Raw genomic sequence first — 26,836 nt, 5'->3', positions numbered from 1 at the left:
ACAAGTCAACTCCTCATCCTTTTCGCTATTATATAAGAAATCATATAATTATTCAAATATTTTTTCTTATTTTTCATTTTAAATTTGACCCCCAAGAACCGAGATTAAGACATAACGAAATCAATTCAATCTAAAGACAAACAAATGGGATACATGAGCTGAACCGCTTGTGACACCGCTGTTGATTTCCGTGCAAGGCTTCGCTTTCCGCGGGCGACCGGTGAGCCCGCAGGAGTCTTCGCCTTGCCCTCCAATCAACCGCTAGAAGCACCTACACACATAAATGAAACCTACGTTCATCACAATAACAAAAAAATCCGAACGAGTTGGATCCTTTATCAAGAATCTCGATTCATCGTTCGGATTTTCTTTCCACTAAAATAATTTTGTCTCAGCCTCTTGTTATCACAACCACTCTGGGCGTGAAGAACCTCGAGGAACGAGAACCGTCTTATATTCCCCTGGAGTTTCCGACATTTCGATTTGTTCTGTAAGCCCTTGGTACAATCCTAAAGGTGTTTGGGCTGTAAAGAGATCCGGTGCAATGTACTCATGCTTCTCTGACGAACCAGCTGTTTGATGAGCGTATGTTTTGTCATAGATGCCCATTGATAAGATCCATAAAGATACGCGATCTAATGATACACGCACGCGGTAGCTGCCTCCTTCTTTTGCTCTTCTTTCCAATGCCATTAAAGCACCAACTTCAAGTAACCAAGAAACCGCATAATCATTGACAACTACAATAGGAGGCAGCTTAGGATTTTCTGGCGATCCTTCTAACGCCATGACTCCCGTTACACTTCCCGCTGTCTGGTCAAATCCATTTCTTTTCGCCCAGTCTCCTTGCGTCCCATGCAGGTTAACGGTGCAGTGGATGATGCCTGGTTTTAGTTCTGCACACTCTTCAGCTGTTAGACCGTATCTCTCTAGAAATCCGTAGCGACGGTTCGCAAAAAAGATATCGGCTTCTTTTAGAAGATCAACCATTTTTTCTTTTCCTTCTTTTTCACCGATATCCAGCGTTGAAGAGCGCATACCGACATTAGACGTAGCGTAAATCGTATCATGCTCCCAATCCGTTGGCTTCCAAATATTTAAGACGTCCGCACCATGTAAAGCGAGAGCTCTACCAAATCCGGCTCCTGCAATAACATGCCCAAGACCTAATGCTCGAATACCGTCTAGCGGCGTTTTAGGATTCTTGGAATAAGGAATTGGCTCACTTTCTCCAATCTTTTCAATTTCAATTAAAGGAAGCTGCGCTACTTCTTCATACACGGACTCATTCATAAACTCTTCAATTGTCCGCACAAAAGGCATGATAACTCCTCGCTCCGCTGCAGCTTTTTCTAATTCTTCTGAATTCCATCCGCGAATTGCTTTTGCCACTGCATCAGGGTCTTCTATACAATTTAACAGCTTTAGCGTTTCATGCTTAGAGCGTGGATACGGATTCAGCGGCATTACCCATTTGTCGTCTTTTGTTTGATAAAAGCGAAAGCCTAATGGATTATAAGGATCATTTGCTTTACTCGGGGCATACCCATTAAGCTTTTCCCATTTTTTATCGTAAAAAGGTGATAATCTTCGGATAGCTTTTCGTAAATCCATATGAATATCTTGACCTTTTCCTCCGCGTATTCTCCAAATTTTTGAGACAGCTACTGACTTAGCAACTAGTGCAATAGCTGCTGCTGAAGCAAGGCGCAGCGTACTAGGAACAATCGGATCTTCTCCGTAAAATGTAATGCTTCCTCCGCTGTCTTTTGCTGATAAGCCGACTCCTTGAAGCACATTTTCCAGCTCATGATAGATATCAAAATCACGATTATCCATTAAACGATTTTCATTTGCTTTCACAATAGATTTTGTTAGCTGATCTTTCGTAATGTTGCTCACGTATAGTCCCTTCTTTCCTAATATAATTACCTCATTATGTCCCTGCTTGCTGAAGTTATGCCCTCATCGAGTTAAATCAAAATACTTTAATGTAACCTTTACGTTAACGTTAATATTATCTTAAAACGAATGTATCATATATCTCTTATACGAACAAATAATTTGTTTCACAGACAAACAAAAGCGCTTTATGTTTTTGTACATAAAACGCTTTTTTCCTATTTCATATTTTCTTTTTTGAACTACTTTTCAATCGGTTTTTTTAATGCGTGTAAATTTTCTTCTGCAGAAAGCATGACTTGGTTCATAATATCTTCCGCATCTTTAATTGCTTGGTTATAAAAGTGAGGACCGATATGTTCTTTAATAAACTCTAATACATTTTCCGCTGCAAATTCACTTATTTCTTCATCTCGTTCGTTATAAAAAAACGTTTGAATTTCATTCAGCATTTTATCTTTGTCTTCTTTTGAAAAATTAATAAACATAAACAAAACTCCTCTTTACATTGATATCTGTCTACCTGACATCATAGCAAGAGGAGCTGAGAAAATGCAGTCTTTTTTTCTTGTTGTTTTTGTGTACAATGCTTGTGCTGATTTGAATTAGCTAGACACTTTCATAGCCGGTTTTTCTTTTATGCGGCCTGAGCGCTTTTTCATATCTTGTAAAATTTCTAAATATCTCTTTTCCGTCAACTCATATTTTACGAGTGGGACAAGTGATAACAAGCAGAGAATACCCGGAATAATCGTAAAGATTAAAGCAATCCAAATTAGCGTGCTGTGTGACTGAATTTGATTTGGCACGTACCCTACTGCTGAAAGGATGTACCCGCCTACTGCTCCACCCACTGCTGAAGCAACCTTTGTTTTGAAAATATTCGTAGAAAACACCATTCCTTCCGCTCGGTTCCCCGTTTTCCACTCGCCGTATTCTACACAGTCAGCGAGCATAGATGTTTGAGCAATGTTGCTAACTCCACCGCCGAAAGAAGCTAAAAAGCTTAAAATCATTACCGGCATAACGTGAAAACCGGTTACAAACATTGTAAGAGTGGCTACAGCATTTAGCGCAATTCCCCCTATTGCTGCGCGTTTCTTTCCAAATTTATTTGAAATGAAAGGAGACGCGATCGCCCCTACAATTTGTGCGGTAAAAAATAAGGTTAAATAAAGAGACGCGATGTTCTCTGCATTTAAATTATATTTAAAATAATAAATAGAAAACGTAGTTCGAATCGTTAAAATTGTTTCAACTAAAAGCATTGAGAAAATCAGGTAGCGCAACGGTCTATTTTGAATAAATAAGTTCCAAACTGCTTTTGGTGTCTGCTTTTCCTGTCTTTTTACGGTATAGTTTTCTTTTACTCCTGAAAATGTGATGATCATTGTAATCATTAAGATACACGCATAAATAAGACTAAGCATAAACCAGTTTCCAAAATAATGAGCTAGTGGAAGAGTTAATAAACTAGCAAATAAAGACCCTACGGCTGCAATTGTTCTAGGAAAAGCTACTACTTTATTTCGTTCTTTTACATCTTGTGTAATCGTTGCTGAAAGCGACCAATAAGGAATATCCATGATAGCAAAGCTTGTTCCCCACGCGATATAAGTGATATAAGCATAAATTAATTTTCCTGTATGAGAAAGATCAGGACTAATAAAACACGCGACTGTAGCAACAGCTGCAAAAAATCCGCCTATTAAAAGATATGGCCTAAACTTACCAAATCTCGTTTCTGTATTATCAACAATCATTCCGATAATAATGTCTGCAATTCCATCCCATATCCTTGCAATAAGAAATAAGGTTCCTACGGCTGCAGCATTTAATCCTACGCTGTCCGTATAAAAAATCATTAAATATGTACTTGTTAATGCATAAATAATATTGTTTCCAAAGCTCCCCATTCCGTATGATAATACGGTCTTTAGAGAAACTTTTGACTGTACCCCCATGCTCATATAACCTAACTCCCTTCTCCTATAAAACGCTTTCATATCATATTATGAGTGACTAGAATCTCATTGCTTTATGAGATTCTAGTCTCCTGTTGCTACTACATGTTTTCTATAATACGACTTTCATAAGGCTGCAGAACATTACCTTTAAATACTTTTACTTCTGGCGTATGGTTCATAAGGAAGTAATAACTTTTCTCTCCAAGCTTGCGAGGATATACTTCAATCCCCTCTTCACTTTCCGTATGCTCAATATGCTGCTCTGTTACAATATCAAGCGCAATTTTTTCAAACGTTTGCCCTTCAATTCCACAGCCTACATAATAAACGGTTCCACGACCAAACTGATTTTTTGTTACCGCCGCTTGATTATAGAATGGATCATCATACTCATACAGCACTTCAGCTGTTACAGGCGTGATAATATCTCTCCACACGGACGCACTTGATTCTTCTCCTTCATACGGTCCTACTCCTTTAATAGCTGCTTTTTGAGTAGAAGACAGTGCTTCAACTTCATGAATTTCAATTCCTGTTATTTCTTTTACATATCCCGGGAGCGTCTGTTTAAAATGAATATTATTTTGTTTGTCTTTAATGCCGGTTCTAAACGTAAAAACGATAACGCCTCCGCTTTCAGTAAATTCAGTAAATCTCTTACCTAGTTCTTCATCAATGATTTGCAAAGCTGGAACAACCAGTACTTTATAGCTTGAAAAATCTCTTGTAGCAGGAATAACATCAATAGGTGTATTCAACTTATAAAACGGTGTATACCCTCTAAGAAGCTCTTTCGTAAAGTCAAACCCTTCACTTTGCTGCTGAAAGCGCCATGACCATATATTTTCATAGTCATATAAAACGGCAACATCCGACTTAATGTCAGATTCAAGTACATGTTCGTACTTAACGATTTCACTAAATAACGACTGAACTTCTTTGTAGCGTCTTCCATAATGATTATCGTGACCTACAATTCCGTAGCAGTATTGCTCAGCTCCTCTTGTCATTCCGCGCCAACGGAAATACAGCATGTCCGTGCATCCATGAGCAAACGCTTGATAAGACCACATTTTTGCCTGATTAGGCCTCGGTAGATAACCGATGACATCATGACCTTGAGCACCCATTAATTCCTCTACAATCCAGAAGTTTTTATGTAGCAGACCTCTATTAAAATCATGTCCCAGTGCAATATGAGCAGGGGTAATCGGCTCTGTTTGACCGCCCCATACCGGATAATTGTCATAGGATACAAAGTCCATGACTTCTAGATTCTCTTCATGGTCAAACCATTTATCAAAAAAGCCTCCTGAGACGTTCGTTGTCAACAGCTGGTGATCACCTTTATATCTCTTCACAATTGCTGTTTGTTCATGAGCATATCTGTTTAACGAAAAAGAGCGAAAGCGCGCCCAATCAAGCTTTAACGAAGGACTGTGTGTCGTAATTGTTTTTACAGGCATAGGCACTTCAGTAAACTCGTTATATGTTTGTCCCCAGAAAATAGTGCCATACTTCTCATTTAACTCATTGATGTCTTTGTATTTTCTTTCTAAAAACTGCTGAAACTCTTTATGACATTGTTCGCAGTAACACATGTCACTGCCTTCATGGCCAAATTCATTGTCAACTTGCCATGCTACGATTGCTTCTTCTGAGCAGTAATGCTTTACAAGTTGTTCTGTAATCTGAGCACTATACTTCCGGTAAAGAGGCGAATTAAAACAATATTGACGTCTTCCTCCAAAGGCTCTGACCGCCCCGCTTTCATCTTTGGATAAAATAGAAGGATGCTTCTTCGCAAGCCAAGCCGGAAAAGTGGCAGTAGGCGTACCAAACATAACATCAATATTCTGTTTTTTGAGCTTATTGATAACGCTATCAAAAAAAGAAAAATCATATTCACCTTCTTTAGGCTCCATAAGATGCCAAGCGAACTCTCCTATTCTCACCATGTTTGATCCTAGCTCTTTAATGCCTTGGATATCTTCTTCTATCATATTCTCTGGCCAATGTTCAGGGTAATAATCGACACCGATGTACATTTTTCTCTACTCCTATCTATTTCTTTATTTCATTAAATGCACGACTTGCTGCTAACTGTTAAGGTATCCTCGGAAACAGTGATCAAAAGCAAAAAAAATCACATTTTCTTTCTTACTAAATAAATTTCTATTTAACTTCAACATTCATATTTTCTAATCTTATAAAACGCTTACAAGTTTATTTTATGGACTTTTTTCAAAATATTCAATGGTAAAAAAATAGAGAAAAACATCCTTTTTTTGCTCTTTATTAAAACAAATAATAAAACGCTTACAGAGACAAATGTTTTTATGATTCTTTTATATATCTCCCCTCATACTTTCCATATCCACATTTAGGTAATAAATTGCTAAGAAAATCATCGTCAAAAGTCATTTCTTTTACACATGTTATCTATTAATTAGTAGGAGTCATTTGACTTATCTATAAAATAGCAAAAATTACAGAGCAGGTTTTTACCATTATTAATATATTAAACCTACGTTCACCCTCACAATAAAAAATACCGCACAATTAATCAATAATCTCGATTAATTGTGCGGCTACTTCTTGTGCTCAAATACTGTTGTCCCACCTCTGCCTTGCAGCTGATTGTGAACATACCTTCTAACGGTTTGTATTCATGCAGCTTCCATTTATACAAAACTCTTCAAACACAGGATTCTCTACATTTTCCATTAACAATGGTGTTGCAACATGCTGGAAATTAGAATGGCGAATTGTTAGATTTGTAACGGGAGAACGTTCATAGGCTCGAATCCATAAGCCGTATTTGCCTCCGTTGCTTTGCAAATTTTCTATGTTGATATTACGAACGACGGGCGTAAAATTCCCTGTGTCTCCTTCTTCATAGTACATGTCTATTTGAATCACTTCACTGCCAACGCTTTTGACCGTATTGTTGCTAAAGTCGATATCTTCAATCGTTCCGCCGCGAACTGAATTTGTTTTAATGCGCAGCGCCCGGTCTAGATTGGGACTGTCCATAACATTGTGCTGAGCAAATACGTTCCGAACGCTTCCTGATATTTCGCTGCCGATCACAACGCCCCCGTGGCCATCTTTCATTTCGTTTCCTTCAATAATAATATTTTCACTTGGTACGTTGATTCTTCTTCCATCTGCATTACGCCCCGACTTAATCGCAATACAATCATCTCCATTGTCAAAATAAGAATCTTTAATAAGCACATTTTTACTCGATTCAGGGTCTACTCCATCATTATTAGGACCGTGACCTATAATTTTTACATCATCAATTAAAATGTTCTCGCTTAAGACGGGGTTGATTTGCCACATTGGCGAATTTAAAATGGTTACGCCTTTTATCATGATATTTTTGCTGTGGTAAGGCTGAATAAAACTAGGTCTCAAATAGTGCCCTTTACCAAATACGCGCTCTTTAACAGGAACTTTCTCTTCTGCCATTTTAAACAGCAAATCGCGATCTTGCTGTTGATTCGGCTCGCCTTCTTTCCATCCAAACTCCTTTTTTCCTTTCCAGGGCCACCAATGTTCGTTATCACCCTGTCCATCTAACGTACCTTCTCCTGTAATCGCAATATTTTTTTCATTATAAGCATAGATAAGCGGTGAATAATTATATAGCTCCACGCCTTCCCATCTTGTTAAGACAGCAGGTAAGTATTTGTCAGGATTTTGACTAAACTTAATCGTAGCTTTTTTCATTACATGAAGATTTACATTGCTTTTTAAATAAATCGCACCGGTAACATAAGTTCCTGGTGGAACAACAACGCGCCCTCCTCCTGCTTTGTTAGCCGCTTCGATTGCTTTTTTAAAAGCAGCCGTTGAATCAGACTTTCCATCTCCTGCTGCTCCGTACCGCTTAATATTAAACGTACGGTTTGGAAATGAAGGAGGCTGAATTTGTTCTTTAACTGCTGTTATTTTTTCACTTGCTGAAAGAGCTTCCCCTTGGGCAGAAAACGGTAAAACAAGCATAAGAGTCATCACAAACAAAGAAAGCACATATTTTTTCACTAGCTTTTCTCCTTTCGTTTAGCAATCTAGTAACCGACTTATTTATAAAGTAACGCCTGTTTTAAAAATGGCTATTTCTCTAAAATCATTTTTTTCATTATTTACAAGCTCTCCGCTAGAAACGCTGATCATGTACTCAATAAAGTTTTCTAACGTAGTTTCTTTCGTTTCGCCTTCAACCAGTACTCCTCCATTAAAATCAATCCAGTGCGGCTTTTTGTTATAAAGAGCGGTGTTTGTAGAAATTTTTATAGTGGGCACAAACGTTCCAAACGGCGTTCCTCGTCCCGTTGTAAACAGTACAATATGACACCCTGAAGCCGCTAAAGCAGTTGAGGCAACTAAATCATTTCCAGGAGCACTTAATAGATTTAAACCGTTAATTTGTAAGCATTCTCCGTACTTTAACACATCTACAACTGGTGCTGTTCCTGCTTTTTGAGTGCAGCCAAGTGATTTATCTTCTAACGTTGTAATGCCGCCTGCTTTATTACCGGGAGAAGGGTTTTCATACACCGGCTGTTTATGATTGAGAAAGTACGTTTTAAAATTATTAACAAGATCAACAATTTTATCAAATGTTTGTTCATCAACGGCTCTTTCCATAAGCAGGGTCTCTGCTCCAAACATTTCAGGTACTTCTGTTAAAACTGTTGTACCTCCTTGAGCAATGAGCCAATCGGAGAATTTGCCGAGCAGCGGATTTGCTGTAATACCAGATAACCCATCTGACCCACCGCATTTAAGACCTACTTTCAGCCTTGAAATATCAACATCTTCTCTTTTATCGCCTTTAGCAGCATCGTGAATTTCTTTTAGCAAAGCGACTCCTGCCTCAACTTCATCCTCGACGTCTTGAGATTGTAAAAACTTCACTCTGCTTTCATCAATTGTACCTAGCGCTTGTTTAAATTCTGTTAAGCTATTATTCTCACATCCAAGCCCTAATACTAGTACGCCACCTGCATTTGGATGCTGTACCATTCTCGTAAGCATGGTTCTTGTATTAAGGTGATCATCACCGAGCTGAGAACATCCGTAATTGTGTTTTAAAACGGTTACATGTTCAAAAGGCGAGATATCCCCTATTTCTTTTTGAAATTGTTTAATCATTTGTTCGGCTATACCATTGACACACCCTACGGTTGGGACAATCCAGAGCTCATTTCTAATTCCAATATCTCCATTTTTGCGGCGATATCCTTTAAACGTTAGCGATTGTTTTTTTTCTTTAGGAGCTGCCAACTTTTGATGAAATTCATATTCGTTAATATTATTTAAATTTGTTTTTGTGTTATGCGTATGCACCCATTCACCAGGTGAAATAGAGTGAGTCGCATGCCCGATTGGAAAACCATATTTTATAATGTTGCCGCCAGCTGAAATAGGCGTAAGAGCTATTTTATGGCCCCGTTTCACTTCTTCTTTTAGAGAAATTTCTTTTCCGTTAACCATAAGGTTCTCTTGTGCAAAAAGATCTCGTAAAGCTACTGCTACATTATCTTCCTGATGAATACGAATTACTTCTTTCATATGCTTCACCTCTTACTGTTTAGTTGCGGTTACATAGAGAATTTCTTTTATTGCCTGTTTCATTCCGAGAGTTTCAATGACTAAGACTCCACTCGTTACGGCTTTTGTTAAACTAGGAATTGTATTTAAATCCTCTCCCCAATGCTGTTTACAACCCAGCACTTCTCTTACAATACAAGAGATATTTTTTTCAGTACTGTCATACGTATTCCAAAGAGACTCATACATTTCTAGAACTGCAGGGTCATCTGATAGTTCAATTTTTTCTCCCCCTCTTTTTCCTTTATAAAAAGAAATGAGGGCACTGAGAGAGAATGTAAGCAAAGCAGGCAGCGCTCCTTGCTTTTCAACGTATTCTTTAAGGGTTGGGATATTTCGCGTTTTAAACTTTGTCATGCTGTTCAAAGAGATGCTCATTAATTCGTGATGGATAAACGGATTTTGAAAGCGTTCTAATGCAGATTTAGCAAATGACAAAGACTCTTCTTCGGAAACTGGTAAGCAAGGAATAATTTCTTCATACAGACATTTTCGAATAAACGTTCCAATTACTTCATCTTCAACTGCTTCTCTGACCGTATTTAGTTCCGCTAAATACGCAACAGGCATCATAGCAGTATGAATACCGTTTAAAATTCTAACTTTCTGCAGCGCATATGGTGCAATGTCGTTCACAAATTTCACATGTAAACCAGCTTCTTCCGCGGGAAACTCTTCTTTTACCCACTCAGGTCCCTCAATAACCCATAAGTAAAATGGCTCTGTGATAACAAAAAACTCATCTTCATAACTCAGTTCATTGAGCATATTTTTATCGTTTGGATAACCTGGCACAATTCGGTCAACAAGCGTGCAGCAAAAAGCATTTGCTTCGTGTATCCATTCGGTAAACTTTTTCTCTAAATTCCATTTGTCGGCATAGCGCAATACCATTTTCTTTAACAAGTCCCCGTTTCGCTCCACTAATTCACAAGGAAGGATAATAAGTCCCTTTGTTGGATCTCCTTGAAAAGCTTTAAACCGCTTATATAGAAATGCCGTGACTTTACCAGGAAAACTCGTTTGCGGTGCATGTTCCAAGCGGTCTTCTTCTAAAAATGCGATGCCTGCCTCTGTTGTATTAGAAATAAGAAATCTTAGCTCTTCTTTCTCCGCTAATTGCATATACGCCTCATAATCTTCATATGGATTTAGACCGCGGCTAATAGATTCAATTACTTCATGTTCTTTGACTGCTTTGCCGTCTTGAATTCCTTGAAGAGAAACCGTAAACAAACCGTCTTGCTTATTCAATTTACCTGCATTTCCTGTGATTCTCGGATTGACAGCTACTATACTGCCTTTAAATGCAGTGCGTTTGTTCATTTGATGAATTTGCCAATCAGCAAACCCCCTTAGAAATACGCCTTCTCCGAACTGCAGTACTTTTTCTGGGTATATACGTGTGTTAGCTTGCATCTGACGGTTTAACTTCATGTTAGCATCTCCTTTTTTGCACACATTAACATTGTTATTTTTATAGCTTTTTATATTATTTTAATTCTAAAAATGTTAACGTTAACATTTTTGGGCCGGTTATACTAAATAACCGGCTACATAGATGAGCGTGACTTTACAGACTGGCGAACCATTAATTCGGTATTAATTAAAACTTTATTTTGCAGTATATTTTTGTCATCTTTGTTCATTAATGATAAAACTGCTTCTGCTCCGGTCATGCTGATTTTCTCGATTGGTCTTTTAACGGTTGTTAGTGAAGGAGTGGTGTATTTGGCTAATTCAATATCATCAAATCCAATAATTGAGATATCACTCGGTACGTTTAGCCCAGACTCGAATGCGGCATTCATAGCACCGATTGCCATATCATCATTTGAACAAAAAACAGCAGTTGGCGGTTGCTTCAACCTTAACAGTGCTTTCATTCCTTCATATCCGCTTTGCATATCGTAATTTCCTTGAATCATATACTCTTGGCGAATGGAAACATTATGATCAATTAACGAGTTAAGAAATCCTTCCTTACGCTGTTGAGTTGATTTAAAGCCTTCTATTCCTTCTATGATTGCAATATGTCTGTGACCTAATTCAATCAAATACTCGCCGGCTTTGTAAGCTCCTTCTTTGTCATTAGACAAAATATTAATAATTGATGAATCGTCAACTTGGCGGTTGAGCACAATCAACGGGATGCCTTTCTCCACTACGTTATATATAAAAGTGTTATCACGATCGCTTTGACTCATTAAAATAATCGCATCAAAGCGTTTATTATTGATGTACGTATAATCATCATAATCGTCAATGCCTCTTACAAATAAATTATACTGAACATCAATTACTTTACTTACCCCTCTAATGCTATCCACTAAAAAACTTGGTGACGTACCGTTTGCCATGCTCGTAAAAAACAATCCAATTGTATGAGATTTTTGTAGAACTAAATTTTTCGCATGATAGTCAGGAATATAGTTAAGCGTATTTGCAATATCTAAAATTTTCTTTTTTGTTTTTTCTTTAATAAGCGGACTATTGTTTAATGCACGTGAAACCGTTGTATGTGATACGTTTGCTAGTTTTGCAATATCCTTAATTGTAACACCCATTTCATTTACCTTCCTTTAATGAATCAGTATCGATTTTTATTATAAGGATATCACAAGTTAGTAGGAATAATAAGCAAATGGTGAATGTTGTGACAGTTTTGACTAAGACCTAGCATGAATATCTTGGATAATCTCCGCGTGTTTCTTATCCGTTAGCTTATACATAAAGCCAATAATCACTGCAGCAATGGATAAAGCAATAGCAGGATACAGTAAAAGCAAACTTTTAATCCCCACTAATGTACCTGCCTTTTGTGTTACGTTTGGGATATACCCAACTAACCCTAAACCAATACCTGATAAGAAGCCGGATAGCGACTGAGCGAGCTTTCGAGAAAAGTTGAACAGCGAATACGTTGTGCCTTCTTTTCTTTCGCCTGTTTTCCATTCACCGTAATCAATAATATCTGATACAAATGCCCATGTAATCCCGTTGGGAATGCTGATACCTATAAAAGCAATACTTGCTAAAATCGTAAAAATTACGACGTTAGAAGGCATAAAGAAATTTACTGTGTCCGCTGCAATACTTATTCCTAAGCCAATCATTGCCGCTTGCTTTTTTCCAAATCGGCTAACAAGCTTTGGCAGCATAATGACTCCTAGAAAAGATGAACCAATAATAATAAAGTTCATGTAAGCCATCAATTTAACATTTCCTAAATTATATTGTGCAAAGTAAATAAGCATAGCTGATTTAATATTGTAAGCTGAAATGGTAAATACCGTCATAAACACTAAAATTAAAAGAGGTTTGTTACTTACAAACGTTTTAAAAATAGACTTGACTGATAATTTTTCTTTTGGACTCTCTTTTACGACAATGCGTTCTTTGCAATTGCGATAGCATACATAAAAAGCGATGATTCCAATGACCGACATAATTCCCATGACAACGGGATAACCGATTTTTTCATTTGGAAATAACAAAATGAGCGGTACAACAGCAATGCTGGTTACAAACAGTGCACCTAGCGATCCTGTTTGACGAAAAGCAGCAAGAGACGTGCGATCAGAAGTATTTTGAGTCATGGATGCGCCTAGCGATCCGTATGGAATATTGACAAATGAATAGCCAATTCCCCAAATCATATAAGAAGCGTACGCATAAATTAATTTACCCGCCGGTGAAAGATTTGGAGAAATAAAAGTGAGTACGGTTAAAATGGCTAACACCATACTTCCGAATAGTAAATACGGCCGGAATTTCCCTTTAGCACCTATATTTTTTCGGTAATCAATGGACGAACCAACAATTGGATCGCAAACTGCCGCAAATAACTTACTTACTAGAAAAATCCCTCCCGCAGCCGCGGCAGGGATGCCTGCCACATCTGTAAAGAACTTCAACAAATACAACTGCCCTAAATCAAACATGAAACCGTTACCAAAATCACCCATACCATAAGATATTTTTTCTTTTACACTAAGATTTTTCTCTTCTACTTTTATTTCAACCTTTCTTTCAGTTGCCACAACACTCATGGTAATCCCCCTTCTCCCCTTGCAATTCTTTAAGCTATTTTGCGTTTTTAATTTTGCAGCGTATAGGCTGGGAAACTAAAGTAGTCTTTAGCATTTTCATAACATATTCCTTTTACAATTTGCTCAAGCAGCTGTTGGTCATTAGGTACTTCCCCTTCTTCTACCCACGTACCAATTAAGCTGCATACTAGTCTTCTGAAATATTCATGCCTTGTATACGAAAGAAAACTTCGGGAATCTGTTAACATACCGATAAACCGACTAAACAACCCAACATTTGATAACGCTTTCATTTGTTCTAACATACCTTCTCGTTGATCATTAAACCACCAAGCCGTACCAAGCTGCAGCTTGCCAGGGATACCGCCTCCTTGAAAGCTGCCAATTATACTTGCTAATACATAATTATCTTTTGGATTTAACGAATATAAAATGATCTTTGGCAAACTATTTTGTACGTCCATTTGATCAAGAAGCTGTACGAGAGGCTCTGCCACTTGTCCGTCGTACATCGAGTCATACCCTGTATCCGGACCTAACTGGCGAAACATTTTGGTGTTATTGTTTCTAAGAGCATGAAGGTGAAATTGCATTGCCCAACCTAACTCATTATACAGCTTCCCTAAAAAGATTAACGTATATGACTTATATTTACTTTCTTCCTCAGGACTTACGCCTTCACCTTTTAAGGCTTTTAAGAAAATCTTCGAAACTTCTTCTTTCGAAGTCTTCGTATATACCATTTTATTTAGTGCGTGATCAGATAAACGCCCTCCCATGGAATGGAAAAAACGAGCTCGACTTTCAAGAGCTTTTAACAAATCATCATAGGTGTGAATGGAATGATGTGCACAATCTTGCAGCTTTGCAATCCAGTTCTTAAACCCTTCTTGATTGATTTCAAGCCCTTTATCCGGACGAAAGCTTGGAAGTACTTGGGTTTCAAAGTCTTGTACATCTCTTAGTTTCATATGATACTCTAGTGAATCTGTTGGGTCGTCGGTTGTACAAATAACTTTTACGTTAGAACGTGTAATAAGATCTCGTGCACCAAACTTACCGCTGCGTAATTTCTCGTTTGCTTTTTCCCAAATGGACGGTGCTGTTTGTTCATTTAATATCTCATCAATATCAAAAAAACGCTTTAACTCTAGATGCGTCCAATGATATAGCGGATTCCCAATCGTCATCGGAACTGTTTTAGCCCACGCAAGAAATTTTTCATAGTCACTCGCTGATCCTGTTATCTTTTCTTCTTCAATTCCGTTGGCTCTCATCAGTCTCCATTTATAGTGATCTCCATCTAGCCAAACGTTAGTTAACGTTTTAAACTGTTTATTCTCATAAATTTCCTTGGGGTTTAAGTGGCAGTGATAATCAATAATCGGCATATCTTTTGCGTAAGTATTATACAAGTGTGCTGCTGTTTCATTTGTTAATAAAAAATGGTCATCCATAAACTTTTTCATTCTCATTCACTCCTTCACTTTTTTGTTAACGTTAACAAAATCAAATAAATTGATGAATACTCTTATTTATAGATAACTATATTAATAAGATATAATCTTCAATAACAAAAATGTTAACGTTAACATTTTATTTAATTCTATTACTTATTTCTAAATTTTACAACAATTTATCTTTATATTTTTCAATTTTTTTCTCTCTTTATTTCATATATTGATTCTTCATTTTAAAAAACCAGGATTTATGACATGTTTCCATAAGAATTAAAGCAAGTTTTTTCACATAGAGCTTATACAAGGGGAATAAGGCGAACGGCTGTCTTTAATGCTATAATAAATTTCATATGCAAAATATCACTACTAGCATTTAAATCATACATAGCCGCTGCACCTTATTTTCGTATCATTTAAAATAAAGGAATTTTAAAGAGAAAAGTGAATAGTATAAACATGCACTTTATTTACTATCTCTTTTTAATTTTCATATATTCATTGCTTTTAAAGGAGAGGATATCATGCCAGGAGCCACAAGCATGGTCGTGATCGGGATTACTGCCTTAATTGTATTTGGACCAAGTAAATTGCCGGACATAGGACGAGCATTTGGACATTCCCTGCGAGAATTTAAAAATGCAGCGGAAGGAATTATACAGGATGACGACAAAAAAACTCCAGAGGATACTACTGAAGATAAAGAGGAAAAATCCTAATTTTTATGTAAATGAAAGTTATACAGACTAAAAAGCCCACTTTTAACGTGCAGTGGGTTTCTTTTTTGATGTATGATAGTAAAAAATAGTAAAGAAAGAGGGTAACTTTTTGTTTAAATCGAAACTGCATTTTTGGACATTAGAACTATTGATGATTGCTTTACTGATCTACATTTGTAAACATATTTCGTTTGTTTTTCTGCCAATCGGTGTGTTTATCTCCACTTTGTTTTTCCCTATTCTTGTAGCTGGTTTTCTTTTCTTTTTATTCGAACCAATTGTGTCATTTCTCACAAGAAAAAAAGTGCCAAAAACACTGGCAATTTTACTATTATACGTTGTGTTTATCGGCGTAATTGCTTCTATTGTGGGCGGTGTGGGACCTACTTTATCTAAACAATTAACTGATTTGGCTAAGAATATTCCGTCTTACATTGTAGAAACGAGAGAGTACATAAATGATTTATCTAATTCAAGATGGTTTAACTGGCTCGTTGAACAAAAATATGTGTCGCTCGATCATATTGAAGAGTCACTTTTAAACTACGCGTCTACTTTACCTACGAATCTCACAAACAGTATTTCATCTGTTTTAAGCGTCGTAACAAATATTACGCTTACGGTTGTAACCGTTCCTTTCATTCTTTTTTATATGCTTAAAGACAGCCATAAACTTCGTAAAAATACGCTGCGTATGGTTCCTGCTTCTTACCGAAAAGAAACGTTACGTACAATGAAAGAAACAACAAATACGCTAGCTACTTATATTCAAGGCCAAATGCTCGTTTGTTTGTTTGTCGGTATTAGTACATTCATTGGTTACCTCATCATCGGGTTGCCTTATGCATTAATACTCGCACTAATAGGAGCCCTTACTAATATTATCCCGTACGTCGGCCCTTTTATTGGCGTAGCACCCGCTTTAATCGTAGGTTTATTATACTCTCCTACAAAAGCGATATTAGTAATTATTGTCGTCGTAATCGTTCAACAGCTCGACGGGAACATTATTTCTCCGCTAGTAATTGGAAAGAAATTAAACACACATCCTTTAACAATTATTATTTTATTGCTTGTTGCGGGTAATATTGCAGGAATACTCGGAATGATCTTAGCGATTCCGGCTTATGCTGTAACAAAAACCATTGTGATAAATATTGTAAGAATGATTCAATTCAGAAATAAATCTATCAAGTTGTAAAATGCAAAGGCAATACAATAAAAGGACCTTCTCTTGAAGGTCCTTTTATTGTTCCATAGGGTCAGCACTGACACACCATCAGGTGATTTCCATCCGGATCTTTAAATGTAAACCAATGATTGTGTTGAATTCCTGTCGTTAGCTCTACTTTTTTCTGTTTCATATATTCATAAGCTTCTTTAATATCGTTTGTATTCAAATGAAAAGCTGGCGTTTTAAAAAGCGTATTTTTTGAATAAGTTTTGCTATCTAATACAATTCCTGTTCCATTCATAGGTATCACATATAAATGATCGTATAAAATGTCTCCATCTGCTATCAAACCTAGTATGTCACAATACCAGTCTCGTGCTTTTTTTATGTCCTTTACAGGAATAAAAACCGTGCCTACTTCATTTAATATAGGGTTCATTTATGACCTCCGCTATGAGTTTAATAGTTTTACAAAGTATTCTCTTTTAATCGCTGATAACCTTTTATTTTGAGATACTTTCTATCAGTCCATTAAACTCGGTAGCAGAATTAGCAGTGGTGCGGACACGGTCATTCTCCATACATAAGCTACACTGCAAATGTATATACTTCATGACAAAATGTAGATTACTAAAAAAGAAAATAAGAAAATCTCCCCCTTCGCCCGCTTTGCACGTGTATAATGAAAAATAGACTATAGATAGTAGCCGTCTTTTGTTTGTAGCATCGAACTTTAGTGCATTACAATAGATTTAAAGCCACTATCCAGCTAAGAATTAAAATGACTAACTTAAGGTTAAGGAGGTTAGATGTGTATGGATTATTCATCTTTACTCATACGCGAAGTCATTGATAGAGTATCTAAATTACGCCTCTTATCTGTTTATAATGAAAGTATAAAAAGTGATTTAGAAAGCACCATCCTCCCTCTTTATCAGCAGCACTTTGAAAATAAAGATGTAAACGAAGCGTTGAGGATTTTAAAAAAAGACTTTCTTAATCGTACGAAACGCAGATGGTTAGATGCTGCTATACGCGACTATGAGCAAAAAAAGCCTAAGAAAAATAAAGAACTAATTGGAGAATACAAAGCGCTAACAGCTTATTATAAAACGAATGGAAAAGAACTCTTTTGCAAACAGTTTGAAAATGTATCATCTCCGGAAGAAGTCATTGATAAACGAATTGGTATTCTGCGTGAATGGAGTCAAGAAGATAGCTTCTTCTTAACGGATTATCCTTATATTCATCAAAAAACCAAGACCCAGCGAGAAAAAGCAATCCATACGGATATATCTATTATTATTGGGCTGACTATACTGGACCCAAGCTTCCAAAATGGAAATCATAGTATTATTGAAAGCCCTTTTTCAACTGTAGAGAACCCTTTTTTCTCTAACTCAAGAGCAAAGCTTCTCGTCGAGCAACCCCTATTAGAGAAAGAAGGAAAAGAATATTTCTTAAGTACTTATAACTCTGAAGACGGGACAGATTACGAATTGTTAATAGAAAAAGAATACGCTGAAGAAAATGGAAATAAAATTAGTGATTTAGATCGGTTTGATTATAAAGTGTTTTTAGAGATCATGAGCCAACGCGATGAATTGTTCGCTACACAGAAAATCATTAACGTAAAAATTGGTGACCTTGTGAAAGCACTTTATAAAACAGACAGTAAGCGCAACTATCAGATGATAGAAGAAAGAATTACGAAAATGAAGCACTACAGCATGACAAAAGTGCAGCATAATAAAAAAATTGCTTATGGTATTTTTGACTTTGTGGATATTACTACGATGCCGAACGGAACGCGAATTGCTGAAATTCACGTCAATGAAGTGATATATAGAGACTATATTCAACGCCAAACGGTGCGTATCTATAAAAATAAAGTAGAAAAATTAAGTTTAGACGCCGCTTACCATTTGCTATTCGTTATGCAAAAAGAGCGTCTCATTTGCTATGAAACAAAATCTTCATACAATGTCACAAGAGATTATTTATATTTTTCGACAAGAGTCCGCTTTCGAAAAAGACGAAAAAAAGAAAACCTTGTCGAAATTGAAACAGCCTTAGATGAGCTAGTCGAACAAAAACTAGCCGTCCAATCTTATAAAAGAGTAGGCCAAGTGTTTCAAATTACCTTTATTCCTGTGGGAGAAAGTGAAGTAAAAGACTTATTAGCCGGTGATTACGAATATGCTCCCCTTTCTATTTATCAAAACGTAACAAGTTCTATAGGCTAAAAAAGAATGCTCTTATCATCTTTATAAGAGCATTCTTTTTATCTACCTACTATTAGTTACTATATTTTTTGCTCCACATTTCCGTGCAAAAGTGTTTTTTTGCTCCAATTCTCCATGTAAACATATTATTTCCCCTGCTAATATGGCAGTTAAACTTCACCTTTATCATCATTTTGTGAACTTTCTGTGTCCAAAAAAGGTATTATAATTATTTTTTGCTCTAGATTCCCGTGCAAAAGTGTCATTTTTCTTTTTATCCTGCATTTACTATAAGTTTGGCTCCAAACTTCCGTGCAAATATGCCACTTTTACATAAATTTTCTTGTGACAGCGACTTTTCCTCTTCGTTTTCTCCAATTTTTGCTCCACATCTCCGTGCAAAAGTGTTTTTTGCTCCAGATTTCCGTGCAAACATGTCACTTCCTTAAAAAAACACCATTTCCGCTGCAAATGTTTGTTTATCCTCTCTGAAAATGTGAACTTTTTGTGTCTTAAAAAGGGCATTTTTCTTTTTTTTGTCCCTATTTTCCGTGCAAATGTGTCACTTTCTTACCTGAATCTTTACTTTTATCATTTTTGCTCCTATTCTCCGTGCAAATATGTCATTTTTACATCAAAATTTTTTTTGAATTTGTCGCATTTTGTGTATTTCATCCGTCATAATACGACATTTAGCTTAAGAATGCTGTTTTATCAACGTTTATGAAATATAACGTTATTTTTGCTCCACATCTCCGTGCAAATATGTCACCTTGTAAATAGATGTTTCATCCCTTGGTATCACTAGTCTTTTAAAAAAATGCACCACTTTCCCGTGCAAATATGTCATTTTACAGCCTATATGACTGTGTCTATACTGTAAAAGACGACGTATATAGTTTTGGAAAGGAGGTAACTACATGAGTGTACAAAAGCTGTCACTAAAACGGCACACCCTTATAGCAAACAAGCTGCTGATTGTCATGAGCGGCTTAAATAGAAAGACGAAACGAGACAACAGCTATTACTATGAAAAACATTCATTCGGTCTAGCAAAAAACTTTGTAGACATAAAGTGGACGGGTTCTCTGATGAAGCAAATTTTAGCTTACGTAGCCAAATGTAACAGCCAAGGTCATATTTCAATTATTTCTGAGCAAGAACTGGCTAATACAATCCAATGTTCCGTTCGGACCGTTCAAAATAATAATAAGCTTTTAGAAGACTATGACATCATTCGCTGGGATCGTTTATGGGGAGACTATATTCAAGTTTCTTTAAACAACTATTTAGAGGATTTTTTAGATTTACATATAAAAGAAGCTGCTGATGTTCAAAACATATCGTATAATCCTGAAATGCTTGATGAAGATAACAGTACATATACTTCAAAAGGTGGTTATACTTCTGTTTCGATGGAAGTGATTTATCAATTGCTGGCTATTAAAAATATCAACATGCTGCGTCTGGCTTTACGTGCGTTGTACGTATACGAATCTGATGTAAACGTAAAGAAAGATTCAGAAGCACTTTTATCTTACACTGAGGTAAAACACATTCTTCCAAAATACATTGGCTATAAAGCTGCTATTAAAGAAATGGCTAGTAAATTGAGCTCCATTTTCCATATTGATATATTAGAAAAAGATGATTGCGTCAAAACATTATTAGAAGAAAAGCAGCCACGAAAATCAATTATTGAAAAAATCAAGGATGGTTTTATTTTAAGCTTCAATTTAACTGGCGCTCATGATAGTAAAAAACAAAAAGAAATCGAAAAAATCCGTGGAGAGCATGCATTTGCTCAGTTTAAGAATTTCTTTAAATCTTTTGGTCATTATTCGATTAAAAAGGAAGATATTCATTCCATTGTACATGAGTTTGGTTTAGATATAATCGAAAAATCATTAACGTCCGTTCAGCATTATCTACAACAAACTTACATAGAGGAAAGTATGGATGCATTTCGCCCTCTTGTGCACGAAATGGAGTCAAACTTCTTTACGTATATCCGAAAAATTGCCAACGGGTATTATCAGGCAAAAATTAACGCTCTATAATACTCTTTTTTGTTATGCCTTTTTTTACTCATTTCTACTCTATTTCCCTCACATTCTTTTTTTCTCTTTAACTTACTAAAAAATAAATGTCTCTAAGCTATAATAAGTCTTTTTAAATGATACTGATTTTCGTTCTCACGAAAAAAATCAACTAAATGAACAAAAAATACAACTAATATACGTTATTTTCCTAACTATTGCGTAAAAAATATAGCTACTACAAAAAAATCCTATATTTTTTCGTGAAAATTCTTGTTGTTAACTACAGTTTTTTTGATTCCCTAATACCCCTTAGACTCAGTCAGGAGAAGGCTTTTACCAATATACGTTTTACCAATGTTTATAATTTCTTTAATTTCTTTTTAATCTCTTATAAATATATAGTAATTTCTTTAAAATAAAGAGCAGCGAATAAATAGCATTTTTTTATACAGGGAGACATTAAGCTCCTATACAAATTGTAATCCTAAGTTGCTTTAGTTTAATGACCATTAAATATAAAAACAGGTTTAACAGCTTTTTTCTCTTCAAATAAAAAACACACAAAATCTGGACATTTGTTTTGTGTGTTTTTTACTTATTCAAGCTATATAGGTTAAGAACTTTTTTACATGTTTTATGGCAAGTTATTTAATTAGTTGGAGTTTAAATGACCTCTATCTACCGCTTCCGGCGGTGTTTCCATCCAGCCGTTTTCCATCATAATAGCTGCTGCATCATTTACAAACCTTGAGATATTTGTCAGCGATTTTCCATATAACAGCGCCAAATCATGCCTTCCATTGACGGCTACTGAATTTCCAAAAGCCCTCATTTTCATTGAGAACATATCCATTTTGTGAAACAGCATCAATTTATCCGAAAATGGTGAAAAAGTAGAAGTAGTGACTAAATGATCAAGAAAGGATGGCGCTGGTAAATTAGCTCGATGAAGCTTTTCAATATAGCGCTCTACGGCCTTATTTGTCAGGTCTTCTCCTTTTACAAACAAAGCACGGATTTTTTCACTTTTAACAACTTGACCGAATGCTAAAATTACGGCTTTACTAGTCACATTATTCTCGATATTATCATACAAATGAGCAATTTCTAATGCATGCAAAGGTCGAACATCTCCTATAAATCCGCTTAAATAATGAGTATTAGCCATATTCACTTTTTCTGGTGGAGGAATAATGGGTGGCTTAATAATGAGACCTTTATTCATTAACGTTGCTTTTATTTGCTCCATAAGTTCCATTGTCGCTTTCATACAATACGTTAATAATGTCTTGACATCTTCTCTATACATTAAGGGTAGCGCAATACTGTAAATGCTTAATCCTGCTTTAGCAACATATTTTAAATAATGCACGTAAAACTCATCTTCAAACAGCTTTGGAGCGCCTAGGTTAACGTCTTCTTGTGTAAATCCATAAGGAATCGGCACATTTTCTTTTTTGAAAATGTCTTTTACGCTACTTTGAAATTCTTCCGTTAAGTCTTTTGCATGCTGTAACAGTTTTTTTATATCTGGATCTTCAACGTGTTCAAGAAAATAGCTTAAAATATGCGAAGACATGTTGTTGCCCATATAGGTTGCCCAAAGTTTTCCCATTTCGGGGGCTGTTAATTTCTCTTTCACGTTTGTTTTTTTTGAACCTATTTTGATTGGTTTAATTGTTTCCATCTATAATCTCCTAATTCAGTTTGTTCTTAGGTTGGTCTTTTCTACCTTATCTATTCTTCAACTCTTGCCCAATGTTTTTTCGTTTTAATGAGTGGTGAGATGTGCGGATGTTAAGTATTTTAATCTATAGTCGGACCTATTCGCTGTTTGTTTCCGTGCTTAACCTGTACGTTGACCTTCACATTTATTGAGTCTTTTGTTAAAGGAATTGCCCCGTTGCTTTGAACAGCTTTCCATTTACGCAGTTCTTTTTTGTAAAGAACATGAGAAAGCCTGTAAACATCGCTGTTTATATTCAAGCCTTGCGCGTACGTTTCAATAATTTGTTTCTTAATTTTCTGTTCAGCTTCTTTTTTTATAGTTGATAGTTTTTCGTGCTGCGGCATAACTAAAATCGTTGCTTTTGCCCGAATTTTTATATTAAATGTTAGATTACTACCTTTTATAACAGGTTCAACCTTTACTTTTTTCTTGTCTACCACAAGATCAATATCGGAATGATCAGGCAGCCTTACCCGTAAACCAGCTCGTACAAATTCATCGGTTATCCATCTAAGCCCTTTGATTTTATTCTCAGAAAAAACTCCTTTTAATTCAGATGATGTAATAGCCACTGCTCCGTTTACTTGAATAGCTGTTTCTGTTTTTTGATCCGTTGTTAAATGTTCTTTAGTCTGAACTAGAGGGATGTTTACTTCGTGACTTGGTTCATTAAGATGGATAATGAGCTCTCTTAAATCAACTGGTGGAATAAAGGAGTTTTGCTTAAAAATCACTTTAGGATCGCTCAAGCGAGAAAGAGCGTTCGATACTTCGAACATAGGCGTAGCTAACAGCGTTTTTTTCAAAGGGCTTTTCGTAGCATACATCCAAATGTTGTATCTCGTTTCTCTATAACGATCTAAAAAATCCACCGCAGATTTGACAGCGCCATGCTTTAACGCATCGTCCGTTAGAACAAGGAAAGCTAAGTGCCCAAAAAAGATTCTGCGCTGAGAAATTTGATAATATCTAAAAATAGCTTCATCAATGGTCTTTCCTGTTGCGTAGCCAACTTCTACTTTGGCTTGACCCGCGCCAGCACCGCTTGCCTCCGATTTTGCCAATAAACTTAAATTGATGGTCTGCAGGTAAAGAACGTAACGATTATCTTTAAAATCTACCCCCATTCCCTGTGCATATACCATTTGTTCCGGTTCATTCGTATCCCAGCACCCCGAAAGAAACAATAAAAAAGAGCTCATAATAAGTATAAGTAAGTTCCTTATGGTCCTTTTCACTAACTTCCTCCTTCTTCGCGGGTGGAATCGCTGGGGTTAAGCATACTAGCTCTCGTTGCTTTTTTACTTTCGGGCAGGCGGAATAGAGATTTTAAAATATTTTTCGCATCTAATCGGGTTGCTAATTCGAAATATGGCACACCAAACGTTCGAATGTTTGTAATATAGATCATGACTAAAAAGATGGAAATAAAAAAGCCAAAAAAACCTAAAATGCTAACACAGATAATACTAAAAAAGCGGATCAGTGAAATTGTTCCTATAAGGGACTGATTTGCTAGCGTAAAGGTAGCAATCGTAGAGCCTGCAATGACAACCAGCATGGCAGGACTTGTTAAACCGGCTCTAATGGCTGCATCACCGATAATAAGCCCTCCGATTACACTGAGTGTCTGTCCGACAGAAGTCGGGAGTCTAAACCCTGCCTCTCGAAACAATTCAAATAAAAGAAGCATTAATATTGCTTCAAGAGAGGTAGGAAACGGGACACCTCTTCTTGCTTCAACAATCGTAGCTAATAGGCTGAGCGGAAGCTGATTTTGATGAAAAGCCGTCATTGCAACCCAAAAACCCGGCAAAAAAGCAGCGATAGAAAGCCCGAAGATTCGAAGAATACGCTCAAAAGAGCTGTATAAATATGTATTTTCTTTATCCTCAGATCCTTTTAATAAGTAAAAAAGGTTAATAGGTGTAACATACGCATATGAAGTTCCATCAATTAATATAATGAACCGGCCATTTAACAGAGATTGAACCGCAAAATCAGGTCTTCCTGTATAAGCGTGGCGAGGAAAAAAGCTATACGGATTTTTATTAATGAGCTCTTCTAGCTGTGTTCCGCTGAAAATACCGTCGATATCGATATTCCCTAACTTCTCCATAATTTCGTCAAGTATCTTCTTGTCAGCTACGTCTTCCATGTATAAAATGCTTACTTTTGTTTTTGTTCGTTTTCCAATCTCTAAAGATTTTGTTAACAAGGAAACCGATTTAAGACGCTTACGAATTAAAGCAATATTCACAGGTAAGTCTTCAATAAAATTGTCTCTAGGACCCAATATGGTTACTTCATTTTTCGTTTCTTCTGGACTTCTTTGAGGACGGTCAGAAATATCGATAGACACAACAGCGTTCGGTAATCCAAAATCAATGAATAATTTCCCGGAAAAAATTTCCGAAACTGCCTGTTCTTCATTTTGAACGATAGAAACTGAGGGAAGGTTTAATAATTTTATGATCTTGTCTCCTTCTACTTCCCCCTCTAGCTTAGCGCAGCATTCCTCTAATCTTTTAGGGATCATTCCATATAGCATTTCCGTACTCACTAAACCGGTACAATAAATCATAAGCACTCGTTTGTTATAAAAATAAACGGTCTCGAAGTTAATATCGCCGCATTTTCCAAATAAATCTCTTAACGTACACTCATTGATGATCTGAGAACGAGAAGAACTTTCTTTTAAAAGACTTTCGGTCTCTTGTTTTTTAGAGCTGTAGTCTTTTTGCTTCTTAAAAAATTCCACTTTTATCCCTCCTTGTTTTATGGGAAATTAGAAAGACTATGACTACTAAGAAAAGAGAAAAAGCAACAAACAGCCAGAAAGTAGCCGGTATGATTGTAAAAAATAAAAGATTTGAAAAAGTAAAGTCTGTTATAGGAGCCAGCGTGCATACAGTGATAACCACTAAAATGAGTAAAAGAAACCCTTTGTGGCCTTTTTGAAACGGAACTAATTCTTTCATAATAAAAAGAAAGGTCGAAATGCGGATGAAGGTACCCGACAGCCACTGATAAATAGATAAAAAGTCGATATGCTCTATAAACTTTCCAAGTGATGCAATTCCCCATTCTTCATAGGGGGGGAAACGTTGCTTAGAGGCTTCTACAGGACCAAATTCAGTAATTGCCCCAATAAGAGGCCCAATCGTAAGGCCTGTTAAGAGAATTCCTGCCACCGCTAAATGCTTATAGCGTATAGGCTGCGGTACTTTGTGCTGCAAGAAAAGCAGCAGCAGCAGCTCAACCATACCTGATCCTTGAAATACAATACTTTTAATAACAGGAAAATAGCCATTTTCTAAAACAGGCTGCAATAAAGAATAATCTTTAAATTGAAAGTTTGTAAAAGAAACAAAAAAACCTAATAGCACAATAAAAAATAAAAGAAACACGTTTACAATACTAATCGTTCTAATGCTCGTAGCGGCAAGTAAGCAACAGGTAAAACCAAATAGCAAAACGAGTATAATTAAAGGTGTTCGCTGAAGAAAAATAATATTGATCCACGTAATCGTCTCTCGTAAGGTGGCAATTTCCATAATGGTCAAATAAGCGATTATAAGAAAAATAACAACGTTGGTAAATGACTTATTCATATGTTTTTTCATCCATTGAAAAAGATGTTCGCCGTTTGTTTTTTTATTTACATATACGAGTAAAGGAACCCATATGAGTGTTAAAAGACAAGTAAGAAGAACGGTGATCCAAGCATCGCGCCCTGCCGTTTTAATTAATGGAGATATAAGCATCACATGAGTTTTTAAGCCAATAAACGTCATCGAAAGAAGGATCAGTTGAAAAACAGAAATTGAGTCTGACTTATTCATGGTAACCACTCCTTCTCTCCGGTAAATTTACTACTGGTAGCTTATCCTAAATTTCTCATAATATAATGGAGAATCATTATTCACAAAATAAAAAAGAGC

General features: G+C 36.3%; 20 protein-coding genes. 4 read left to right on the top strand and 16 right to left on the bottom strand.

Annotated elements, in window-relative coordinates; translation table 11 throughout:
* Positions 1-120: 120 nt before the first annotated feature.
* The 11 genes from U9R83_RS09365 to uxaC form a co-directional block, all read right to left on the bottom strand.
* The gene (locus U9R83_RS09365) at positions 121-258 is read right to left on the bottom strand and encodes a hypothetical protein (RefSeq protein WP_182420746.1); all 138 of its coding nucleotides are present in this window, start codon (positions 256-258) and stop codon (positions 121-123) included.
* A gap of 147 nt (positions 259-405) precedes the next feature.
* Entirely contained in the window at positions 406-1,902 is a 1,497-nt protein-coding gene (locus tag U9R83_RS09360; RefSeq protein ID WP_243556973.1) for a CoA transferase, read from the bottom strand.
* A 242-nt stretch (positions 1,903-2,144) separates the two neighbouring features.
* Positions 2,145-2,390, bottom strand: coding sequence for a DUF2164 domain-containing protein (locus tag U9R83_RS09355; RefSeq protein ID WP_013082790.1), 246 nt, complete (start codon positions 2,388-2,390; stop codon positions 2,145-2,147).
* Positions 2,391-2,507: 117 nt separating this feature from the next.
* Entirely contained in the window at positions 2,508-3,872 is a 1,365-nt protein-coding gene (locus U9R83_RS09350) for a glycoside-pentoside-hexuronide (GPH):cation symporter (protein ID WP_014460523.1), read from the bottom strand.
* 95 nt (positions 3,873-3,967) lie between these two features.
* Positions 3,968-5,917 (bottom strand): beta-galactosidase, encoded by a 1,950-nt coding sequence (locus U9R83_RS09345; RefSeq protein ID WP_182420696.1) that lies wholly within the window; start codon positions 5,915-5,917, stop codon positions 3,968-3,970.
* Between the two features lie 607 nt (positions 5,918-6,524).
* Entirely contained in the window at positions 6,525-7,922 is a 1,398-nt protein-coding gene (locus U9R83_RS09340; RefSeq protein ID WP_226701180.1) for a glycoside hydrolase family 28 protein, read from the bottom strand.
* A gap of 42 nt (positions 7,923-7,964) precedes the next feature.
* Positions 7,965-9,455 (bottom strand): UxaA family hydrolase, encoded by a 1,491-nt coding sequence (locus U9R83_RS09335; protein ID WP_226701179.1) that lies wholly within the window; start codon positions 9,453-9,455, stop codon positions 7,965-7,967.
* 12 nt (positions 9,456-9,467) lie between these two features.
* Positions 9,468-10,931: a tagaturonate reductase gene (locus U9R83_RS09330; RefSeq protein WP_014460527.1), complete on the bottom strand. Its 1,464-nt coding sequence runs from the start codon at positions 10,929-10,931 to the stop codon at positions 9,468-9,470.
* 116 nt (positions 10,932-11,047) lie between these two features.
* On the bottom strand, positions 11,048-12,061 hold the full coding sequence (locus tag U9R83_RS09325; protein ID WP_014460528.1) for a LacI family DNA-binding transcriptional regulator: 1,014 nt from the start codon (positions 12,059-12,061) through the stop codon (positions 11,048-11,050).
* Positions 12,062-12,163: 102 nt separating this feature from the next.
* Complete coding sequence (locus U9R83_RS09320) at positions 12,164-13,546, bottom strand: glycoside-pentoside-hexuronide (GPH):cation symporter (protein WP_115653656.1); 1,383 nt, start codon at positions 13,544-13,546, stop codon at positions 12,164-12,166.
* Positions 13,547-13,593: 47 nt separating this feature from the next.
* On the bottom strand, positions 13,594-15,015 hold the full coding sequence (gene uxaC, locus U9R83_RS09315) for a glucuronate isomerase (protein ID WP_243549157.1): 1,422 nt from the start codon (positions 15,013-15,015) through the stop codon (positions 13,594-13,596).
* 512 nt (positions 15,016-15,527) lie between these two features.
* Here uxaC and U9R83_RS09310 point away from each other — a divergent pair.
* The gene (locus tag U9R83_RS09310; RefSeq protein WP_013082787.1) at positions 15,528-15,722 is read left to right on the top strand and encodes a twin-arginine translocase TatA/TatE family subunit; all 195 of its coding nucleotides are present in this window, start codon (positions 15,528-15,530) and stop codon (positions 15,720-15,722) included.
* Between the two features lie 109 nt (positions 15,723-15,831).
* Positions 15,832-16,923, top strand: a complete 1,092-nt coding sequence (locus U9R83_RS09305; protein ID WP_025751972.1) for an AI-2E family transporter — start codon at positions 15,832-15,834, stop codon at positions 16,921-16,923.
* 61 nt (positions 16,924-16,984) lie between these two features.
* On the opposite strand, the gene U9R83_RS09300 is transcribed toward U9R83_RS09305, so the two are convergent.
* A complete protein-coding gene (locus tag U9R83_RS09300) occupies positions 16,985-17,335 on the bottom strand; it encodes a VOC family protein (RefSeq protein ID WP_013056601.1) in 351 nt (116 codons plus the stop codon).
* A gap of 376 nt (positions 17,336-17,711) precedes the next feature.
* Between U9R83_RS09300 and U9R83_RS09295 the strand changes: the two genes are divergently transcribed.
* Together U9R83_RS09295 and U9R83_RS09290 are read left to right on the top strand one after the other, a co-directional pair.
* Positions 17,712-19,142 carry a hypothetical protein gene (locus U9R83_RS09295; RefSeq protein WP_014460532.1) on the top strand — a complete coding sequence of 477 codons (1,431 nt, stop codon included), beginning with the start codon at positions 17,712-17,714 and terminating at the stop codon, positions 19,140-19,142.
* A gap of 899 nt (positions 19,143-20,041) precedes the next feature.
* On the top strand, positions 20,042-21,181 hold the full coding sequence (locus tag U9R83_RS09290; RefSeq protein WP_226556199.1) for a hypothetical protein: 1,140 nt from the start codon (positions 20,042-20,044) through the stop codon (positions 21,179-21,181).
* A gap of 634 nt (positions 21,182-21,815) precedes the next feature.
* On the opposite strand, the gene U9R83_RS09285 is transcribed toward U9R83_RS09290, so the two are convergent.
* From U9R83_RS09285 to U9R83_RS09270, 4 genes are all read right to left on the bottom strand, one after another.
* The gene (locus U9R83_RS09285; RefSeq protein ID WP_014460535.1) at positions 21,816-22,850 is read right to left on the bottom strand and encodes a DUF3231 family protein; all 1,035 of its coding nucleotides are present in this window, start codon (positions 22,848-22,850) and stop codon (positions 21,816-21,818) included.
* A 119-nt stretch (positions 22,851-22,969) separates the two neighbouring features.
* On the bottom strand, positions 22,970-24,130 hold the full coding sequence (locus tag U9R83_RS09280; protein ID WP_042992170.1) for a Ger(x)C family spore germination protein: 1,161 nt from the start codon (positions 24,128-24,130) through the stop codon (positions 22,970-22,972).
* Complete coding sequence (locus U9R83_RS09275; protein WP_014460537.1) at positions 24,130-25,653, bottom strand: spore germination protein; 1,524 nt, start codon at positions 25,651-25,653, stop codon at positions 24,130-24,132. Before U9R83_RS09275 ends, U9R83_RS09280 begins: the two co-directional genes overlap by 1 nt.
* Positions 25,640-26,737, bottom strand: a complete 1,098-nt coding sequence (locus U9R83_RS09270; RefSeq protein WP_243549155.1) for a GerAB/ArcD/ProY family transporter — start codon at positions 26,735-26,737, stop codon at positions 25,640-25,642. Before U9R83_RS09270 ends, U9R83_RS09275 begins: the two co-directional genes overlap by 14 nt.
* Between the last annotated feature and the right edge of the window lie 99 nt (positions 26,738-26,836).

The sequence above is a fragment of the Priestia sp. LL-8 genome, from assembly GCF_036227845.1.
Classification (GTDB): domain Bacteria; phylum Bacillota; class Bacilli; order Bacillales; family Bacillaceae_H; genus Priestia; species Priestia zanthoxyli.
Note: the sequence above shows the minus strand (reverse complement) of the source record. Positions and strands in the feature narration are given on the sequence as shown.

What these genes read in the sequence shown, in the direction of transcription:
- U9R83_RS09345 (WP_182420696.1), bottom strand. Translation starts at nt 5,917, where the DNA reads ATGTACATCGGTGTCGATTATTACCCTGAACATTGGCCAGAGAATATG.
- U9R83_RS09310 (WP_013082787.1), top strand. Translation starts at nt 15,528, where the DNA reads ATGCCAGGAGCCACAAGCATGGTCGTGATCGGGATTACTGCCTTAATT.
- U9R83_RS09320 (WP_115653656.1), bottom strand. Translation starts at nt 13,546, where the DNA reads ATGAGTGTTGTGGCAACTGAAAGAAAGGTTGAAATAAAAGTAGAAGAG.
- U9R83_RS09290 (WP_226556199.1), top strand. Translation starts at nt 20,042, where the DNA reads ATGAGTGTACAAAAGCTGTCACTAAAACGGCACACCCTTATAGCAAAC.
- uxaC (WP_243549157.1), bottom strand. Translation starts at nt 15,015, where the DNA reads ATGAAAAAGTTTATGGATGACCATTTTTTATTAACAAATGAAACAGCA.
- U9R83_RS09270 (WP_243549155.1), bottom strand. Translation starts at nt 26,737, where the DNA reads ATGAATAAGTCAGACTCAATTTCTGTTTTTCAACTGATCCTTCTTTCG.
- U9R83_RS09350 (WP_014460523.1), bottom strand. Translation starts at nt 3,872, where the DNA reads ATGAGCATGGGGGTACAGTCAAAAGTTTCTCTAAAGACCGTATTATCA.
- U9R83_RS09300 (WP_013056601.1), bottom strand. Translation starts at nt 17,335, where the DNA reads ATGAACCCTATATTAAATGAAGTAGGCACGGTTTTTATTCCTGTAAAG.
- U9R83_RS09355 (WP_013082790.1), bottom strand. Translation starts at nt 2,390, where the DNA reads ATGTTTATTAATTTTTCAAAAGAAGACAAAGATAAAATGCTGAATGAA.
- U9R83_RS09330 (WP_014460527.1), bottom strand. Translation starts at nt 10,931, where the DNA reads ATGAAGTTAAACCGTCAGATGCAAGCTAACACACGTATATACCCAGAA.
- U9R83_RS09335 (WP_226701179.1), bottom strand. Translation starts at nt 9,455, where the DNA reads ATGAAAGAAGTAATTCGTATTCATCAGGAAGATAATGTAGCAGTAGCT.
- U9R83_RS09285 (WP_014460535.1), bottom strand. Translation starts at nt 22,850, where the DNA reads ATGGAAACAATTAAACCAATCAAAATAGGTTCAAAAAAAACAAACGTG.
- U9R83_RS09325 (WP_014460528.1), bottom strand. Translation starts at nt 12,061, where the DNA reads ATGGGTGTTACAATTAAGGATATTGCAAAACTAGCAAACGTATCACAT.
- U9R83_RS09295 (WP_014460532.1), top strand. Translation starts at nt 17,712, where the DNA reads ATGGATTATTCATCTTTACTCATACGCGAAGTCATTGATAGAGTATCT.